The organism is Niallia alba (genome assembly GCF_012933555.1).
Lineage (GTDB): Bacteria > Bacillota > Bacilli > Bacillales > Cytobacillaceae > Niallia > Niallia alba.
In genome coordinates this window covers 2980483-2999904 of the sequence record NZ_JABBPK010000001.1, presented here as the reverse complement: position 1 = coordinate 2999904, position 19422 = coordinate 2980483, and the positions used below count along the sequence as shown (strand labels likewise).

The following is a 19422-nucleotide window of genomic DNA, read 5'->3' as shown; positions in this document are numbered from 1 at the left end:
GAAGGAGGAGATAGCTATGAAACATAATAAAGAAGTTAATGTACAAACAAAAATTCAAAATAAGAGGAATGAGGGTTCTTAGTGGAAAAAGTACAAGAAGATTCACAAACAATAAAAATTGTCAGCTATCACGATGGATTGGCTCGTAATGTGGCGGATATGTGGATGAAGAGTAAAGATTCATGGGGAGGAACAGGAAAAACAGAAGAACAAGTGCGTGATCAACAGCAAAGCTCAGATAATCTTGATACTTTCTTAGCGGTTCTTGGAGAGGAAGTAGTCGGATATTGTGGACTTTCTGTTTATAAAGAAGATGTAGGAGCATTGTATGTCCCCTTGTTAAATGTTCGTCCAGACTTACATGGCAAGAAAGTAGGAAAAAAATTATTATTACATGCCCTTAATGTGGCGATAGAGCAAAAATGGCCGAGGCTAGATTTATATACATGGGCAGGTAATTTAAAGGCGGTTCCGTTGTATAAACGATGCGGTTTCTTTTGGGAGGATAATGACAAATACACACACTTAATGAATTTCATCCCAACAGTTAGAAATGATGATTTACTAAATCATTATTTAAAAGAGATGGACTGGTATGCAGATTTGCAAAGAAATCTGGATATAAAGCCAGATGGAGTGTTGGAAAATGGCTTTACCCATTATGAATATATTTGGCAAAAAGAGCAGGAATCCGTTATTGTAAAATTTGAAAAGACAGGTAGAGGGATCAGCTCTATTGAAACAAAAGATTTTCAGATTGAATTAACAATGAAAAATCATGAATGTATAGAAGAAATAGAGCATCAAGTCTATTTAAAAATAAAAAATAAGACGACAAATCTCGTTTCTCTGCAAGCTTTGGCAGAAAACCATGGCAGAATTCAATGCAGTTTTTCTAAAACAATAGAGGTAAAGGCGAACGAAGAACTATCCTTTCCAGCGTCTTTTGTGATAGCAGAAGGGGTAGAACCTGTGGAAGGAAAAACGTTTCCAGTATTAAAAGTTGCTCTCAGCATAAATGGTATGAAGACTAGTTTACAAGTAGGAGTCTTACCTAAATCGCCACTTTCTATAGAGACAAAGGAAATAGAGGCTATTTTAGCTAAAGGAATGAATACTTATTTAGATTTAGAGGTAAAAAACAATTTAGATAAAGACATTACCGGAAGACTTACCATTCCAACGAATGAGCACTTGCATTTTACGGGTGATAAGTTTACTTTCACACTAGCAAAAAAAGAGAAAAAATGGATACGGATTCCAGTCCGAGTGAAAAATTGTGGTAGTTTTAAAGAAAGGTTTACATGTGAAATTTTTGAAGTTGAGCAGGAAGTATTAACGATCGAAAAAGAAATTAGCATTGGCTTAAAGGGAATTGGAGAACAGTTTATCGTTGAAAATGATAAGAATTGGAAGGTATACAATGGTCCACATCAATTTTCGATAAATAAAGTAGACCAAACGACGGAAATTGTAGATACAGACTTTGCTATATTTGCACCATCCATTGGTAAACCTTTTTCAAATGAGTTGTCTAAACAAAAACCTTATCAGGTGAGTACAGCAAAAACTGGGAATAGTATTGCTTTAAAGCTATTCTTTAAGTCTGGTGACTATCCTGGTATGGATATTATTCTAACGAATCAACTATTCGCAGAAGGTTTTATTAAACGTTGGGTAACGGTTACTAATAATAGCTTGGTAAAAAAGGAAGTTAGCTTACAGGAAACATTTTATGATTCTTGGCAGAATCTATATTTTCCTATAAATGGTAGAGTTGTTTTCTTTAATGAATGGAATACCGTACTTCCATTTGAATTAAACTCGAAAGATATAACAGGAAATTGGTATTTTTCTTCTAAAGGCTCTATTCCATTTGGAGTCGCATGGGATAAAGATGCCCACATCAAAATGGACAATTGGAAAATGCATATCGAGTCTACTCGCGAGCTCAGAATGAATGAATCATTCGATTTTTCACCTATTTGTTTGAACATCGGCGCTTATCGTAAATGGCAACAGTGGGAGTTAGCTTCTGAAGGAATGATGAGAGAACGAGAAAGCACGGTTGTCCAGGAAACGGTAGTTGAGTTTAACGAAGGAAATCTTATTTTAAATAAACATAATGACTTGAAAGTAAAGGTGAAAACCTTTAGAAATCAACCGTTAAATGGAGATATGGCAATTACTATTAATGAAAAGCAAGAAGATCCATTCCCGATTAATTCAGAGGAATCGGAAATATACCAAATCATGCCCCAGAATGCTGTTCAGACAGGTATAAATAAAATTCAAACAACTATTTCCTTGCCGACAAAGGAAATAGACACAGATGGTTTGTTTTTTGTGCCAAGTGAAAGGGATATTACAACAGAAAGTTTAGAAGAAGAAGGATTAACTGTTTATCGTGTTTCAAACGGGATAGTGTCTTTTAAAGCTTCTCCTGATTATTATCCAGGTGTTTATTCACTAGAAGTAAATGGGAAACAATGGCTAGACCATTCCTTTCCTAAACCTATTGCAAAAAGCTGGTGGAACCCATGGGGTGGCGGCATAAAAAATGGACCACCGGATTTAAATGCATTTTCCTTATTAAAGGAAGTGACAACTTGTGAGTTTACTAGTTTAAAGGATATTCATCAAAATGAATGGTCAGGTTTGAAGCTAGTAACAACAATTCAGCATCATCATAAATGGAAGGGACTTAAGTATGTTCAATATTTTGTCACAATGCAAGGCTTACCTTTACTTATAACTTTTGTAGAAATAATAGATGATGCGGGCAATCGAATGGCAGAGGAGAATTGGCATACAAACCTGTTTATAACCTGTAACGAACAGGAAAAAAGTGTGCTCCATATTAAAGATGATAAAGTGAGAAATAAACAATTTATGGTGGCTGACGAAGAACAAGAAGTCAATATAAAGGATCATTACTATTTATCGCTAGGAGCAGAAAAGCTTTACTATATCGCAAGTGATCAATCAAGAGATATAGAGTTTTATAGTAATAAGGATGCGATACAGTTGATTTCCTTTGCTAAATGTAAAAGAACAAATAATCGCTTACTCACAGAACCAAACTATTTATTGTTTACAAAAGAAGAAATTTCTCCATCTTTAGTTGATCAAGTGAGAAGAATAGGATTTTAAGAAAGGGAATACATGGATGAAAATAATTGATGCCCATATACATTACTCAAGTATAGAATCGTTTAAAGATACGGCGAAGAATCTTTCTTTTGTAGATTATAGTTATGAAGGAATTAAAAAAGAAATGAAGGATGCTAATATTGTCCTTGCGATTGGAATGGGGGTTACAGAAACTCCACAGATGGGTTTTCCTGATTATCATGCACAAACACCGATGGGGCTAGATTTAGATTTATTGATTCCTGAAAATGTAGTCTATTGTGCTGGCATAAATCCATATGATATGGATGTGTCGGCACAGGAAAGGCTTGAGATTGAGATTCAAAAGCCGAATGTGGTTGGAATTAAAATTTATTTAGGCTATTATCCGTTTTATGCTTATGATGAAGTGTATGAACCAGTATACAAACTTGCAGAGAAGTATCAATTACCAGTCGTTTTTCATACAGGAGATACTTATTCGGAGAGAGGATTTTTAAAATATGCTCATCCTTTAGCTATTGACGAAGTGGCTGTTAAGCACCGTGATGTTAATTTCATGATGGCCCATTTTGGTGATCCATGGACATTGACTGGTGCCGAAATAATTTATAAAAATTCAAATGTGTATGCAGATTTATCTGGTTTAATCGTTGGAACAGAGAAAGAACTGGAAGAGGCTCATGAAGGGATTTTTCTTGACCATTTGCGCCATGCCCTCGTTTTTTCTCATTCATATGATAAGCTGCTTTTCGGCACAGATTGGCCGCTAGCTCCATTTGCTCCATATATCAACTTTGTTAGAAAGCTAATACCTGAAGTTTATCATGAGGATGTATTTTATCGAACAGCATTGAAAGTATTTCCCAAAATAAAACCTTTTATAAGCACAGAATAAGGTTTTAATAGAGATGAAAAAGCTAAGTTGGAATGGTGAAACAGTTCCGACTTGGCTTTTTGTATATGGAGTGTGACACTCTTTCTTATTCGAAAAACTAGTTTTCATGATACAATATGTTCATAATAGGATTGCTGGATGTGAAATGAAATGAATATTATTACCAAAGTAGAAAAATTGGTGAAACTAGAGATGGAAAAAGATACAAGCGGCCATGACTGGTATCATGTTGATAGAGTTCGGAAAATGGCTTTATTGCTCTCCGAAAAAGAGGGAAATGGCTATTCCAGGTCAATCGAGCTTGCCGCGTTATTACATGATATTTCAGATGAAAAATTAAATAATTCAAAAGAAGAGGGTCAACAGAAGTTGGCTAACATTCTAGCATGTATTTCGATAGATAATCACGAGAAGGAGCAGATTATCACCATCATATCATCGGTTGGTTTCAAAGGGGGAAATGGGATATTTCCCGAAAGCCTAGATGCAAAAATAGTTCAAGATGCTGATCGATTAGATGCAATCGGAGCACTTGGTATTGCTAGAACATTTGCTTACGGTGGAAGCGTAGGAAGTCCTATTTATGATCCTTCCTTATCGATAAGACAAAAGATGACAGAAGAGGAATATCGGAAAAATAACTCTTCATCCATTCATCATTTCTATGAGAAGCTATTAAAAATCAAAAACCTTTTACATACAGATAGTGCTAGAAAAATCGCAGAAGCAAGGCATCTGTTTATGGAAAGTTTTCTACAAGAATTTTATAAAGAATGGAATGTACAAGATGAAAAGTATTTTAATTGAAAATGTAACAAAAACATATGGAGAGAAAAAATTATTTGAAAACATTTCCTTTTCGATAAGTGAAAAGGAACGTGTCGGTTTAATTGGCATAAATGGTACTGGAAAATCTTCTTTATTAAAAATCGTTGTTGGTATTGATCTTCCAGATGAAGGAGAAATAATAGCACCGAAAGATTATCGGATTGCCTATTCTGCACAAAGTCCGGAACTAAGCCCTGAGCTTACTGTTTTAAATCAAGTATATGCTGGTGATGCGCCAGTGTTATCACTAATTAAAGCGTACGAAGCGATATTAATAGAAATCAACAATGATCCGGAAAACAATCAGCTTCATGAAAGGCTGTTTGATCTGCAAAAAAGAATGGATGCCTTAAATGGCTGGGAAGTTCATACAAATGCAAAAACTGTACTAATGAAGTTAGGAATTACTAATTTTGAAAAGAAAGTTGGAGAATTGTCAGGGGGGCAAAAGAAAAGAGTAGCTTTAGCGCAAGTTCTTATTCAAGAGCCAGATTTACTAATTTTAGATGAACCAACAAACCATCTTGATTTTGAGGCTGTTAAATGGTTGGAAGACTATTTAAGCAGATATACTGGTGCGCTTTTATTAGTAACACATGATCGGTATTTTTTAGATCGTGTCACAAATAGAATGTTTGAACTCGATGGAGGAAATCTCTATAGCTATAAAGGAAACTACGGTGATTTTTTACAAGCGAAAGCTATTCGGGAAGAAAATGAAGCAGCGACGATTGACAAACAAAAGAATTTATTTAGAAGAGAATTAGAATGGATTAGAAGAGGAGCAAAAGCACGTTCTACAAAGCAAAAAGCAAGAATTCAACGGTTTGATGCTTTGGATGATACATTGGCTAATGTTAAAGCAAAAGACAAACTGGATATCTCCCTTAAAGGAAGTAGATTAGGAAAACAAGTCTTTGAATTGGTTGACGCAAGCAAATATTTTGAGGATAAAATTATTTTGGATAACTTTAATTTACTTGTAAAACCGGGAGATAGAATTGGGATAATCGGTAAAAATGGAACGGGTAAATCAACTTTCTTAAATGTATTAGCAGGCAAGATATCACTTGATTCTGGTGAAAGAGTGATTGGGCAAACCGTAAAAGTTGCCTACTATACGCAAGAAAGTGAAGATATGGATACTTCTAAAAGAATGATTGAATATCTAAAAGAAACAGCAGAAATAATCGAGGCATCAGACGGTAAAGTGATTACAGCTGCACAGATGCTGGAAAGATTTTTATTTCCTCCCCATACACATGGTACTATTATCGGAAAGTTATCTGGAGGAGAAAGACGACGACTTTATTTATTAAAAATACTTATGGGGGAACCAAATGTTCTTTTATTAGATGAGCCGACAAATGATCTGGATACACAAACTCTAATGGTGCTTGAAGATTACTTAGATGACTTCAAAGGAGTCGTTATTACTGTATCCCATGATCGCTATTTCCTCGATAAAGTTGCCGAACAGCTGTTGATTTTAAAGGGAAATGGTGTAATAGACACATATTATGGAAATTATAGTGAATATTTAGAGGTAGAAAGAAAAGAAGAACAACAAATAAAAGAAAAATCGGAAACACCAGTTCAAAGAAAGGAACCAAAAGAGAAAAAAGTAAAGCTTAGCTATAACGAACAGCGAGAATGGGCATCCATTGACCAGGACATTGAAAACGTAGAAGAGCGACTAGCAAGCATCGAAACAGAACTAGCCGAAACAGGCAGTGATTTTGAAAAAGCTGCTCAATTAATGAAAGAACAAGAACAGTTAAATGAGAAATTAGAACATCTTATTGAGCGATGGAGTTATTTATCCGAAATAGCCGATATGTCGTAAGAGTTATTTACTTACAAAATGTCTTCAGTATGCTAGTACTCATTTGATTGCTTATACAAAAAAGGTAATGGAGTTTTGGTAAGCATTATATCATGGCGAAAAAAGACAATACGAAAGCTATTTCTTTTAAGAAAAGGAATAAATCATGATAATATAAGTGTTGTAAGAAGAGGGGGATGGATTATGAGAATTATTTCTATTGAACCAACACCAAGTCCAAATACTATGAAAATTAACTTAGACCAAGAGTTGCCAATGGGAAAGAGTAATAATTATAAGGGAGATAATTCATCGGAAGCACCAGAATTAATTCAAAATATCCTTTCTATTGAAGGAATTAAAGGTGTCTATCATGTAGCTGATTTTCTAGCAGTGGAAAGAAATGCCCGCTATGATTGGAAGGAATTACTTTCAAAAGTGCGCAATGTCTTTGGGGAGGACGAAGCTGCTGAGGAAGTGCAAGAGATAAATGAGCACTTCGGAGAAATCAACGTTCAAGTTCAAATGTATAAAGGTATACCAATGCAAATTAAATTATCAGATGGCAATGAAGAAAGAAGATTCGGCTTACCTGAACTATTTATACAAGCCGTTTCAGCAGTGCGTACTCCTGAAGATAATGTTGTGATGACAAGAAAATGGAAAGATTTTGGCGTGCGATATGGGGAATTTGAGGAAATTGGTAATGTTATGATTGAAGAACTCGTTGCTGCATATCCACAAGAGAGGATTAATGCAATTATTGAACATGCTAAAAATCCACAAACAGAAGCAAGCGAAAAACCTATACGAGTTAGAACTAAACTAACTTTTGCAGATTTAGAAGATCCTGATTGGAAAGTTCGATATCAAAAACTAGAACAAAGCGAAGATCCTACAGTAGATGATATCTCCGTTTTAACGAAAGCACTGGATGATGAAAAACCATCTATTCGCAGACTTGCAACTGTTTACCTAGGCATGATTGAGGATACTGCCGTTCTTCCTTCTTTATACAAAGCTTTGAAGGATAAAACAGTAACTGTACGACGAACAGCAGGCGATTGTTTGTCCGATTTAGGATTTCCTGAAGCGATGGAAGAAATGATGCAAGCACTAGATGATAAAAGCAAGATTGTTCGATGGAGAGCAGCGATGTTCTTATATGAAGTTGGGGATGAAAGAGCCCTTCCGGCATTAAAAGTACATGAAAATGATCCGGAATTTGAAGTTAGCTTGCAAATAAAATTGGCAATTGAACGAATCGAATTAGGGGAAGAAGCGAAGGGGTCTGTATGGAAACAGATGACGGAAGCAAGAAAATAAACAGGTTTAAAAGATTGCAGGAAGACCATTTCTAATGTATATTAATGGGATATAATAACACGGATATTGGAGGGATTTAGTATGTCAATGGCATATGATGAGTATATGAAACAAGTGGTAAAACCGATGAGAGCAGAACTAACACAAGCGGGTTTTGAAGAATTGCAAACAGAAGAAGCAGTGGAGCAATTTATCGAAACAAACAAAGGAACTTCTTTAGTAGTCGTTAATTCAGTTTGTGGCTGTGCTGCAGGTTTAGCAAGACCAGCTGTTACACAAGCAGTGCTTGCTTCAGAAAAGAAACCAGATCAATTAGTAACAGTGTTTGCTGGTCAAGAAAAAGAAGCAACAGCAAAAATGCGTGAATTCTTCGGTGATATCGAGCCATCTTCTCCATCAATGGCATTAATTAAAGATAATCAAGTCGTTCATTTCATTCATCGCTACGATATTGAAGGAAATACAATGGAAGCAATAATGGAAAACCTAGTATCAGCTTTTGAACAATATTGCTAAACAAAAATAGTTCATGGAAAAAGGGTTTACCTTTTTTTCATGAACTTTCTTTTTAGACTCTTATTGTATATTAGTGAGCCACTGAAAAAGTTTTTTTTTTTCGAACGAAATGAAGAGCAAGCATATTTGAAAGTGAAAATAAGGTTGGTTTGGAGAGGCTTGGCGCTCGCCCCATGGAAAGCGAGCGGACGCCTCGGAAAACCAATCCCTCATCTTATGTTTAAAAAGTGGCTATTGTCCATCATCATTAACTAGCCAGTTTTTCAGTGCCCTCTATATTAGTAGGATATAGATAAGAGTTCTCTGGAATATTTGAATGACTTGATAATAATGCAAAATTTCATTTAAAACATCTACTTTCAACAAACAATAAGAACGGTTTTAACATTCCGTTAAAAATCTGTATTATAAAGAATTTAGGAGAAAAAACATGCTTGTAACAACCGCAGGTAGAACAAATAATGAAATGCAGATGCTTGCAAAAAGAATTGCAGCTGAATTTAACTGCAAATTTGTAGTTAGAGAAAAAGTATCTATCGACTACTTAAAACTACAATATCAGTCAGATATCCTTGTTATCGGAAAAAATCGTTTTGAATTTTATCCATTTGATATAGCACAACCATTCTTTTTTCATCCAAATTCAGCTGTGTTTCGAATTAAAAGACTAATAAAAAAGGAATCAGATCCATTTATCACAGCAAGCAATTTAAAAAAAGGAAATAGTTTTTTAGATTGTACTTTAGGTCTTGCTTCCGATAGCATTGTTGCAAGTTTTGCAGTGGGAAGTAATGGCTATGTAGAGGGGGTAGAAGCAAACAATGTGATTGCATTTCTGGTGGAAACGGGGTTAAAAGAATGGGAGACAAATCACTCTGCAATAGATGAAGCGATGCGAAGGATAGTAGTGAAGCATTCCAATGCGTTAGATGTGCTAATCAAAAAAGAAGATAATAGTATAGATTGTGTCTATTTTGATCCCATGTTTGAAGAAACTATTTCATCTGCTGGAATCCATCCTTTAAAAAAACTAGCCCATTATGAAGAGTTAAGAGAAGAAATAATCCATCATGCAAAGCGTGCTGCAAAAGAGAGAGTAGTATTGAAAGATCATTTTAGAAGCAGGAGATTTGAGCAGTTCCAATTTGAGCAGCAAAAACGTAAAACAGCAAAATTTCATTATGGAATTTGGCTAAAAAATGAACAATGAAAAAATAATCTATATATATAGGATAATAGTAGAAGATATACTAGTAAATAATATATACTTAAACTATTAATAATTTTTATCCCACTCTTAACGGACAGTAAGACTCCCCCCCCCTCAAACTTATGAGAATACGAGGAAGATAAGTGGGAGATCAACTGTCCGTAAAGGTCTGATTGGTTCAACTAACCATCAGTGAGAGATGAAGAAAAACCCCCACTGATGGAATTTTCACTTTATTACATATTCAAAATCATCAGGATGAACGGAAAGCGAGGTGTAATAAATGCCTAATTGGATTCGTAAAAGCCTGGTCGTATTTGTTTCTATTTTAACTTTTGGTCTTGTTTCTCCATCACCGGCTACTTTTTTTAATAATAATAACGATAATGACAAAAAACCAATTGATGAAAGAGAAATGCCTTTTGCTAGAGAAAGTGTGGAAGAAGAAGCTGTATTGACAGATAGTACAGAAGAATACTTCACACGAGAAGCTTTTATTAGCAAAATGATGAAAGAAGCGGAAGAACAAAGCTATTTAAAATTTGGACCAAAGATTAAACCAGTAATTGAAGATGAGTTTCGCTTAGTCGTTCTCCCTAATATGGAAAAAGCAATTAATGAAGTAACAAGTATTTTTCCAGAAGAAGAATTAAGCTATTTAACGGTCACAGAAATTCCATCATCTGGTACAAGTGAACGAATCTTTCACATAACAAGAGAATATGAGGATATTATCCGTTTTCATGTAAGAAGGGATCGCCCCCCACAGGAAGGGTATTATTTTAACTTCCATTATCATACGTATCATGATCAATTCCAAACTCACTATACACTTGGAGAAATATATTGGAATAAAAATACTCCGCCAAAGTGGATGAGTTAAAAGGAAAGACTATTATCAAAAAGATTGGATCTGTGATTATATTTTAAATTGAGAGTGGATTGAAGCAAAACATGCTTATTCCTGTTGCAAGAAGAGGAAAGGTCTGGAATATGATTTCTAGCTTAATTTCATAAAAAAATGACAAAATATATGAAAGCAGTCTAAGATAAAAGAAGATGAAACTTTTTCTAATATGATTACGTAGAGAAACTATACTGAAAAATTTGGAGGTAGTAATATTATGGCAATTAGTTTATCTAAAGGACAAAAAGTAGATTTAACAAAAGGAAATCCAGGTCTGTCAAAAGTAATTATCGGATTAGGATGGGATGTAAATAAATATGATGGCGGAAATGACTTTGATTTAGATGCATCTGTTTTTTTACTTGGAGAAAATGGAAAAGTAACAACTGATGCAGATTTCGTCTTTTACAATAATCCAACTGGTGGTAATGGAGCAATTGTTCATTCAGGAGACAATCGTACAGGAGCTGGGGACGGTGATGATGAACAAATCATCGTTGATTTAAAAGGTATTCCTGCTAATATTCAACGTGTTGCTTTTACAATTACAATCCATGATGGAGAAAATAGAAATCAAAACTTTGGACAAGTTTCTAATTCTTATGTCCGTATTTTAAATGAAGAATCAAATGAAGAATTAATCCGATATGATTTAGGAGAGGATTTTTCCATCGAAACAGCATTAGTTGTTGGTGAATTATATCGTCATAATAATGAGTGGAAATTTAGTGCCATTGGCAGTGGATACCAAGGCGGTTTAGCCACATTAGCAACTGACTTCGGTCTGCAAATTGGCTAATATTTTTAAGCATATTTTAGGGGGAAACAAGTTTCATGGGAATATTTGAGACGATTATTGATACATATGCACAGTTTTTTAACTGGCAAATGTGGGGAGAGGTATTAACAGACCCAGTTAGCTGGGGTTATATTGGAACACTTGTAATATTAGAAGGGTTGCTGTCGGCTGATAACGCATTAGTGCTTGCTGTTATGGTTAAGCATTTACCACCAGAGCAAAGAAAAAAAGCATTATTTTATGGGTTATTAGGTGCTTATTTATTCCGCTTTATAGCTATAGGTATTGGTGTTTATTTAATCGAATTCTCATGGGTAAAAGTACTCGGAGCGGCATATTTAGCATATCTTGCTATTAAGTATTTTGTGGATCGTAGAAAAGCAGCTAATCAAACGGAAGAAGAAGAAGACAACAAAGGAATCAATAAAAACGGGATTCTTATCCGTACATTTGGTCTATTTTGGGGAACCGTAATTTCAGTAGAATTAATGGATATTGCTTTTTCTGTAGATAGTGTTTTAGCAGCATTTGGAGTAAGTAACCAAGTTTGGGTGTTATTACTAGGTGGTATTCTTGGCGTTCTTATGATGCGTGGTGTAGCGGGTGTTTTCCTAAAATTAATTGATAAAATTCCCGAGTTGGAAGCAACAGCTTACATCCTCATCTTAATTATTGCGGTTAAGATGTTACTAAGTGTTTTTGAAATTCACATCGATCATGTTTATTTCTTCGGATTGTTAGTATTAGCATTTGGTGCAACTTTCATTGTCCATTTTAGAAATAAAAAGAAAGCGGAACAACAAGGAGAAGCTTAAACTATTCCTAAGGATATTTCTAGTTGCTTGTTACCGTTACTACTAGAAATATCCTTCTTTCTATTAGGCTGTTTCTTAGAAGATTGTTGGTCAAATAGGAGTAAGGCTCTAATAAGAAAAAACGGAGCAGACTGAATACATATAGACTCATGCAAGATTAGCGAGATAGGAGCGTCGAGGAGAGACGCACCACTCGCACGATGGAAAGTGTAGTGTATTCACTCCAGTTATAGCAACAAACTATAAGAAGTCAGCCTTCTATTAAAAGAAAAAAGTTTTTATTTGTACCCTTCGCCTATATACCTGCCTTGTAAAAAACCTTCACATGCTGTAATAGGCAGCAATCAAACTCCGTTAACTATCTTATCTAAAAGTAATTATTTTCAAAAAATGAATCTTATTGTAAAATAGTAATAATTCCCTATACGTATATACTGTTTTAATTTTCAGAATAGTTTATAAAATGGATGTTATTATAAGTGAATGGAGCAAAGGAAATGAAATTATTCTCTGACTTAAATAAAAAACAAATCGAACGTCTTTTCTTTAAATTGCCAGAAGAGGTGTTTAGTACTTCGGAGAAGGAAGTATTGTCCTATGCGCTTGCTTCAACCCTATATATGCCTGCCACAAGACCAAATATTTATCATGATTTGTTAATAAAAAAGCATCCTGCTTTAACGTCTATGGTTATTTGCTTGGAGGATTCTATAGGCGATCATGAAGTGGAGGTGGCAGAAAGAAAATTAGTAGAAGAGTTAACGCATATTTACCAAGCGCTAGAAGAGGGAGTCTTAGTGAAAAATGAACTACCACTGATTTTTATTCGAATTCGTTCTGTTGCTCAGTTCTTGAAGATTATGCATGCGCTTGGTGACAAAATAGCTTTACTAACTGGAATTGTTATTCCAAAATTTGAAGCAGTAGCAGGAAAGATCATCTTAAAGGAAGTAGAAAATTATAATAAACTAGGACATTGTTTATATGCCATGCCGATTTTAGAAACCAAGAAAATAATTGAAAAGGAAACGAGGATGGAAGAGCTGCTCTCTATAAAAAAAGTCCTCGATCATTATAAGCATCTCATCTTAAATGTACGCATTGGTGCCACTGATTTTTGCGGATTATATGGGATTCGCAGAAACGCTGAAACAACGGTTTATGATATTGCTATTATTCGAGATTGTATTTCTGATATTGTTAACCTATTTACACGCGCAGATAGTGCTTATGTTGTTTCTGGGCCTGTGTGGGAATATTTTACGACTAAAGAAAGAGTTCTGATTCCACAATTAAGAGAGACACCTTTTCGCAAGCGGTATGGAAAAGCTGGCATGAATATGCGAACTCAACTTATAGATAAGCATATGGATGGATTAATTAGAGAAGTGATGATGGATATTACAAATGGATTAACAGGGAAGACCATTATTCATCCAACACATATAAAGCCAGTACAGGCCTTAAATGTTGTTTCTTATGAAGAGTATTTAGATGCTTGCAATATTATTGATAGTAGCAATGGTGATATAGGTGTGATGAAGAGTAGTTTTTCAAATAAGATGAATGAAATTAAACCGCATTTCTATTGGGCTCAGAAAATTATATTAAAATCAAAGGTTTACGGGGTGTTTCATGAAGGAACTACATACATTGACTTACTTAAACAAGAAAATTTCATTACCAATCATTAATGATTTACAGATGAACATTACAGTAGAAGAAAACCCATTTGATCTTCCTATAGAGGATTTTTTTAAAATGGCGGCAAGAATTAATAAGAAGCGGGCATTTTTATTTGTCAGCAAATTATTAGGTAAGCATTTACCGATTGAACCGAATAAAGGTCTATTGACGGGGTTTTTGCTTGCAGCGAGATATGAGGAAATTATTACTGGAAATGTCTCATCAAAAAGAGCTGAGTTGATGACTATTTATCGGAATTCCTCTTTGCATTTTATTGATGAGCCATTTATCGGTAAGGAAGTATCTAATCCTATAATTATCGGATTTGCAGAAACAGCAACGGCATTAGGACATTCCTTTTACAAAGCTTTTCAAAACGCTGTTTTTTTTCATACAACAAGAGAAAACATAAATGAGCTAGTTCCAATCATTTCTTTTGAAGAAGAGCATTCACATGCTACTTCCCATCGTTGTTATGTTAAAGATGAAATCCTTGATAATCAACGAGAAATCATTCTGGTCGATGATGAATTAACAACGGGCAAAACCGCAATCAATATCATCCGGGATTTACATAAGAAATATCCCAGAGACAAATACAGCGTTGTCTCCATCTTAGATTGGCGCTCTAATGATTGGCAGTTGGAAATGAAGGCTCTCGAACAGGAATTGGACATAACAATTCAAGTAGTTTCTCTACTTAAAGGAAATTTTGAGCTAGTTGGAGAACATACGGATTTAGTTTTGCAAGAAGAGATACTAGGAATGATGGTAGAGGAACCTCTAATCGAATATATAAGTTTAGAAGATTTTGCGAAAGAGCGAATAGTTTCTACAACATCTACTAGCCTAGCAGGAATTCGAAATGAATTTGGCTACTTAAAGGATACAGGGAGATTTGGTATCCATACAGATGAAAGAACAGATGACTGGATTAGACAAGCTGCCAATGATCTAAAAAAGAAGCGCTTGGGAACGACACTTTGTGTAGGAACAGGAGAATTTATGTATATACCTATGAAGCTAGCAAGTTTTATGGGGGAGAATACATATTATCAATCAACTACAAGAAGTCCGATTTACCCAAATGATGAAGAGCACTACGGAGCTATGACGGGATTTCGTTTTACGAATCCAGAAGATGACGATGTAATAAATTATTTATACAATATTAAAGCTAATCAATACGATGATATCTTCTTATTTTTTGAGAGAAAAGTGAGCGGTGAAAGATTAAATGAGTTACTAGCTAAATTGAAAGTTATTCAAATGAAAAAAATAAATATCGTATATTTTAGTGGGAGGTAAAGAATGAAAATAAACGCACAACAAAAAGTAAAGTTTGGCTCCTATGATAAAGAAGATGTTATCTTTCTTTTAAAAGATTTAAGTGGAATTTCTTTAGAAGGATCTACCGAAGACCGAGAAAAAAAGATCCAAGGCGGAGCGCATTATAGTGAGACTTTACCAATTGAATATAATCCACCAGAACATTATTTGCAGTTGTTTTGGGAAACTCTTCATGATTATAAAGACAAAGTAGCCCGTAGTATTGCCATCGTGGCAGAGCAAATTTATCAAAAACATAGAGAACAAACGGTATTAGTTTCTTTGGCAAGAGCAGGTACACCTATTGGGATTTTAATCAAACGCTATTTGAAATGGAAGTACAATGTATCATTACCACACTATAGTATATCCATTATAAGAGATAGAGGCATAGATGAAAATGCTATTCATTATATGCTAGAAGCGCATAAAGGGTATGCCCTACAGTTTATCGATGGCTGGACAGGAAAAGGGGCTATTTCGATTGAATTAACGAAAGCATGTGAGATATTTTATCAAAAATATCAAGTCCGTTTAGATGATACTTTAGCCGTTTTGGCTGATCCAGGTTATTGTACAACACTTTATGGAACACGAGAAGATTTTTTGATTCCAAGTGCTTGTCTGAATTCAACCGTATCAGGTCTTGTAAGTCGTACTGTCTTAAATGATGCCTATATAGGACAAGCTGATTTTCATGGAGCGAAATATTATCAGGAATTAGAGCCTTATGATGTATCGAAAGTATACTTAGACAATATTACAGAGGCTTTTCAAAAGGTAAATCCAGCTTATATAGCGGAGAAGATTAGCGCAAACCATCTTGATCAAACCGTGGATTTTAGAGGGATGCAAGAAGTTCTTGCCATTAAGGAAGAGTTCCACATTGATAGCACGCATTATGTAAAACCAGGTGTAGGAGAAACAACAAGAGTCTTATTAAGAAGAGTACCATGGAAAATTTTAATGAAGGATCCAGACAGTCCATATGTAAAACATATTGTTATGCTTGCAAAAGAAAGAGGCGTAGAAGTTATCCCCTATCCTAATATGAGCTATACTTGTTGTGGATTGATTAAAAAGGTTGTGCAAGAAGGATGAAATTATTTGCATCAGATTTAGATCGAACATTAATTTACTCGAAACGTGCTTTAAATGAAATGGAAACTCCGTGGAATCCACAGATGATTGGGGTAGAAGAGAAAAATGGTGAGCACGTTTCTTTTATGACGAAAGAAAGCTATCATTTGTTGAAAGAAATTGCTGCTAAGCATCTCTTCGTTCCTGTAACAACAAGAACCTATCAGCAATATAAGCGGATTTTTATAATGGAAAAAGAAATTCCTGTTACCTATTGTGTAACGAGTAATGGGGCAAGGATTCATTATCAGGGAGTAGTTTTGAAGGATTGGGATGAAACGATTCAACAGCGTTTAAAAGCAGATTGTTGCGAAAAAGAGGAAATATTAGAGAAACTTCAGCAGTATGCTCTTGATGGTGAATTAAAGATTGCCGATAATCTTTTCTTTTATTATGTATTAAATGCAAAAATAGACCAGGATAATAAGAAAGAAATAACCAAATTAGCAAGTGATCATGGCTGGAATATCTCTTTACAAGGACGAAAACTTTATTTTATGCCTAGTCCTATTTGTAAAGGCAAGGCCATTTCGTATATAAAAGAAAGAGAAGGAGCAGAGCAAACAATCGGAGCGGGTGATTCATTATTAGATTCTCCCTTCCTAAATGTTTGTCAAACAGCTTATATTCCATGTCATGGAGAGCTGACATTGGAAGAATCAAGAAATGCGACACATGTATTAACAAATCAAAAAGGTGCATTTGCCGGAGAAGAAATTGTGAGAAATGTTCATAAACAGTTTGTTTTTTAAGCAAAGGTTGAAGGCGACCGCAAAACGATCGCCTTTAGTACATGATTTCTAATTAATAAGGGAGTGTAAAATAGTAATGAAGGTTTACATTGATGATAAAATAATCATCAAAATTCATCTGGGGGATCTTTTATCCATTTGAGCAATAAACAATATATCGCAACAAAGAATAAATAACTGCAAATAAATATAATAATCCCAAATAAAATGGATTCGAAAAATATAGCCATAAAAAAACTAATAATAAGAGAAATAAAGATTAAATCAACAAATACATACATATTAGAGGAAAGAACATTTTGTACATAATTTAAATCTGCTTCAATTTCATGATACGTGTATTTTCGAAAGAATGATCTCATAGTTAGCACCTACTCGCCTATTGTACTGTATTATATGCACACTCAAAAGCTTTGGTGCTTAAATCAATGGAATGTAGAGGGAAAGTAAAAAATATTGTTGAATAGCCTTTAGTCCTTTTATAAAAAGGTGAAACTTTTTTATGAAAAAATCGTAAAGAAATATAGAGTAGAATATTTAGTGTTAACGTATAGCTATGCTATGATAAAGGTAGATATTTATCTTTGGTTTAAAATTAGGAAGTGGAGATAATGAACAAAGACTACTATACAATCAATAACGTATTACTTCCTTTGTCTAAGGAAAATTGGTTTGATATCTTGTTAAAACCAATTAACGAACGACCGTTATATGATACGAATAACCGTATTTATACTTTTGGTCAGGCAGTAATAAAATTATTAGGAATATCATTAGACGAGGATGAATATTATAATCAGCTGTATAATTGGATACATAAAGACAATACTGGTTTACACTTGCTAACCGATGAAACACTGGATAGGACAATTGATAATCAGCATTTTCAATCGATTCAAAAAGTATTTAATCGGATGCATGAGCAAAATTTGTCCATTAATCGATTTGTTGCTTTTCTTGACGGGGAGAATGTATTACTGAAATCTTCCGTTCCTGCTATTCATCGGAAATTGCGAGAAAGCTTTATTAAAGTCATTCAGCATTTTGCTGAAATTGAAGAAAATGGATTGAAGAATAATGATTTAAGAAGATTAGTAGTTGATGTTGTAAAATGGTCGATTAATCATTTGCAACCTGCCCTGGAAGACAGTAAGGTCAGTGAAAATATGCCTAAGTTTCTTTGGTATGGAGATGCGAATAAAAGTCAGTCCTATTTTATTTATTATCTCCTTACATTTGGGTGTGACATTGTTATTGTCCATCCAAGAGGGGAGGATATTCTGGGAAAATTGAAGCTGAATAAGGAACTGTTTTTTCAGCATCAATATCCGCAAAATAAAGAGCCAGAAAGCTTTCCCGCAGAGGAGCGAAAAAGAACAGCAACCGTAGCTTATCGGGCATCGAGGGAAATTGAGAGTATTCTTCACCACGAAGGATCCAATCTTTATAAGCCATGGCAATTTAGAGACTATATCCCGATATCCATCACATTAAAAACGACGTATGATGAAATATTTCTCTTGGAGAAAGAACTCGCTATGATTCGGCCAAACTTTAATGTAATGAATGGAGAAGTGCATATCCCTTCCGTTTTTGCTAAAATATTTGGTGTTAGTAAAAATAGAAAAGAATACTGGGATCGAATACATGGAATAGTCAATAAAGAAGAAACATTATTAATAAATAATTTTCCGTTTACAAGAGCGATTGTTAGTGATTACCGATACCATTATCGTGGGGCTTTAGGAAGAGATGGTATCCTTGAGACAGAAAAGATGATGACAGCGCATTATTGGAGTTATAAACAGCTGCCAGCTGGCTTGCAAAAGGGAATTGCTACTGCCATTTCAAGAGTTTGCGCAAGACCAGCACTTAAGAAACAGTCTAATGAATCAGATGAGGATGTGGCAATTTTTCTATTTTCACAATGTTTACTCATTCCTGATGAATTTTTAAAAATGCTGCAAAAATTTGATTACTCTCAAGAGGTACCAAGTATCGTATTATTTAAAACAGAGAAAAATGGTGTATTTACGAGAGAAGATGCAGCAATGTTACTTCTAATGAATGCATTAGGTGTGGATGTGATCCTCTATAACCCACCAGGCCATGTAGATATGGAGACCTTTACGAAAGACACGCTTTTTGATGTGCATTGGTTAGAAGATGTTGTGTTTGATATGGAATATAAAGAGCCATCCTTTCTAAAAAGAGGCATATTTAGCGGGTTTTTAAAGAATAGAAAAGGAGAATAAAAGA

The 19422-nt window shown here is 34.7% G+C and carries 16 protein-coding genes; 15 read left to right on the top strand and 1 reads right to left on the bottom strand.

Going from position 1 to position 19422, the window contains the following annotated elements:
- The first annotated feature begins 81 nt into the window (after positions 1 to 81).
- From HHU08_RS14415 to HHU08_RS14350, 14 genes are all read left to right on the top strand, one after another.
- Positions 82 to 3153 carry a GNAT family N-acetyltransferase gene (locus HHU08_RS14415; RefSeq protein ID WP_169188744.1) on the top strand — a complete coding sequence of 1024 codons (3072 nt, stop codon included), beginning with the start codon at positions 82 to 84 and terminating at the stop codon, positions 3151 to 3153.
- 16 nt (positions 3154 to 3169) lie between these two features.
- Positions 3170 to 4030, top strand: a complete 861-nt coding sequence (locus HHU08_RS14410; protein WP_016203116.1) for an amidohydrolase family protein — start codon at positions 3170 to 3172, stop codon at positions 4028 to 4030.
- A 150-nt stretch (positions 4031 to 4180) separates the two neighbouring features.
- Positions 4181 to 4837: an HD domain-containing protein gene (locus HHU08_RS14405; RefSeq protein WP_169188743.1), complete on the top strand. Its 657-nt coding sequence runs from the start codon at positions 4181 to 4183 to the stop codon at positions 4835 to 4837.
- On the top strand, positions 4818 to 6704 hold the full coding sequence (locus HHU08_RS14400; protein WP_169188742.1) for an ABC-F family ATP-binding cassette domain-containing protein: 1887 nt from the start codon (positions 4818 to 4820) through the stop codon (positions 6702 to 6704). The genes HHU08_RS14405 and HHU08_RS14400 overlap by 20 nt, the downstream gene beginning before the upstream one ends.
- A gap of 183 nt (positions 6705 to 6887) precedes the next feature.
- Positions 6888 to 8009 carry a conserved virulence factor C family protein gene (locus tag HHU08_RS14395; protein ID WP_016203119.1) on the top strand — a complete coding sequence of 374 codons (1122 nt, stop codon included), beginning with the start codon at positions 6888 to 6890 and terminating at the stop codon, positions 8007 to 8009.
- An 81-nt stretch (positions 8010 to 8090) separates the two neighbouring features.
- Positions 8091 to 8525: a BrxA/BrxB family bacilliredoxin gene (locus tag HHU08_RS14390; RefSeq protein WP_169188741.1), complete on the top strand. Its 435-nt coding sequence runs from the start codon at positions 8091 to 8093 to the stop codon at positions 8523 to 8525.
- Between the two features lie 430 nt (positions 8526 to 8955).
- Positions 8956 to 9735: a class I SAM-dependent methyltransferase gene (locus tag HHU08_RS14385; RefSeq protein ID WP_169188740.1), complete on the top strand. Its 780-nt coding sequence runs from the start codon at positions 8956 to 8958 to the stop codon at positions 9733 to 9735.
- Positions 9736 to 10018: 283 nt separating this feature from the next.
- Positions 10019 to 10618, top strand: coding sequence for a YpjP family protein (locus HHU08_RS14380; RefSeq protein ID WP_016203122.1), 600 nt, complete (start codon positions 10019 to 10021; stop codon positions 10616 to 10618).
- A 241-nt stretch (positions 10619 to 10859) separates the two neighbouring features.
- Positions 10860 to 11441 carry a TerD family protein gene (locus HHU08_RS14375; RefSeq protein ID WP_169188739.1) on the top strand — a complete coding sequence of 194 codons (582 nt, stop codon included), beginning with the start codon at positions 10860 to 10862 and terminating at the stop codon, positions 11439 to 11441.
- 35 nt (positions 11442 to 11476) lie between these two features.
- Positions 11477 to 12256 carry a TerC family protein gene (locus tag HHU08_RS14370; protein WP_016203124.1) on the top strand — a complete coding sequence of 260 codons (780 nt, stop codon included), beginning with the start codon at positions 11477 to 11479 and terminating at the stop codon, positions 12254 to 12256.
- Between the two features lie 497 nt (positions 12257 to 12753).
- The gene (locus tag HHU08_RS14365; protein ID WP_169189688.1) at positions 12754 to 13950 is read left to right on the top strand and encodes an HpcH/HpaI aldolase/citrate lyase family protein; all 1197 of its coding nucleotides are present in this window, start codon (positions 12754 to 12756) and stop codon (positions 13948 to 13950) included.
- Positions 13892 to 15250 carry a phosphoribosyltransferase family protein gene (locus HHU08_RS14360; protein ID WP_205835619.1) on the top strand — a complete coding sequence of 453 codons (1359 nt, stop codon included), beginning with the start codon at positions 13892 to 13894 and terminating at the stop codon, positions 15248 to 15250. The genes HHU08_RS14365 and HHU08_RS14360 overlap by 59 nt, the downstream gene beginning before the upstream one ends.
- A 3-nt stretch (positions 15251 to 15253) precedes the next feature.
- Positions 15254 to 16372: a cysteine protease StiP family protein gene (locus HHU08_RS14355; RefSeq protein WP_169188738.1), complete on the top strand. Its 1119-nt coding sequence runs from the start codon at positions 15254 to 15256 to the stop codon at positions 16370 to 16372.
- A complete protein-coding gene (locus HHU08_RS14350) occupies positions 16369 to 17163 on the top strand; it encodes an HAD family hydrolase (RefSeq protein ID WP_101731003.1) in 795 nt (264 codons plus the stop codon). The genes HHU08_RS14355 and HHU08_RS14350 overlap by 4 nt, the downstream gene beginning before the upstream one ends.
- Positions 17164 to 17270: 107 nt before the next feature.
- On the opposite strand, the gene HHU08_RS14345 is transcribed toward HHU08_RS14350, so the two are convergent.
- Positions 17271 to 17525, bottom strand: a complete 255-nt coding sequence (locus tag HHU08_RS14345) for a hypothetical protein (protein ID WP_016203131.1) — start codon at positions 17523 to 17525, stop codon at positions 17271 to 17273.
- Between the two features lie 249 nt (positions 17526 to 17774).
- On the opposite strand from HHU08_RS14345, the gene HHU08_RS14340 reads away from it, so the two are divergent.
- Positions 17775 to 19418 carry a YceG family protein gene (locus HHU08_RS14340; protein ID WP_169188737.1) on the top strand — a complete coding sequence of 548 codons (1644 nt, stop codon included), beginning with the start codon at positions 17775 to 17777 and terminating at the stop codon, positions 19416 to 19418.
- The last annotated feature ends 4 nt before the right edge of the window (positions 19419 to 19422 follow it).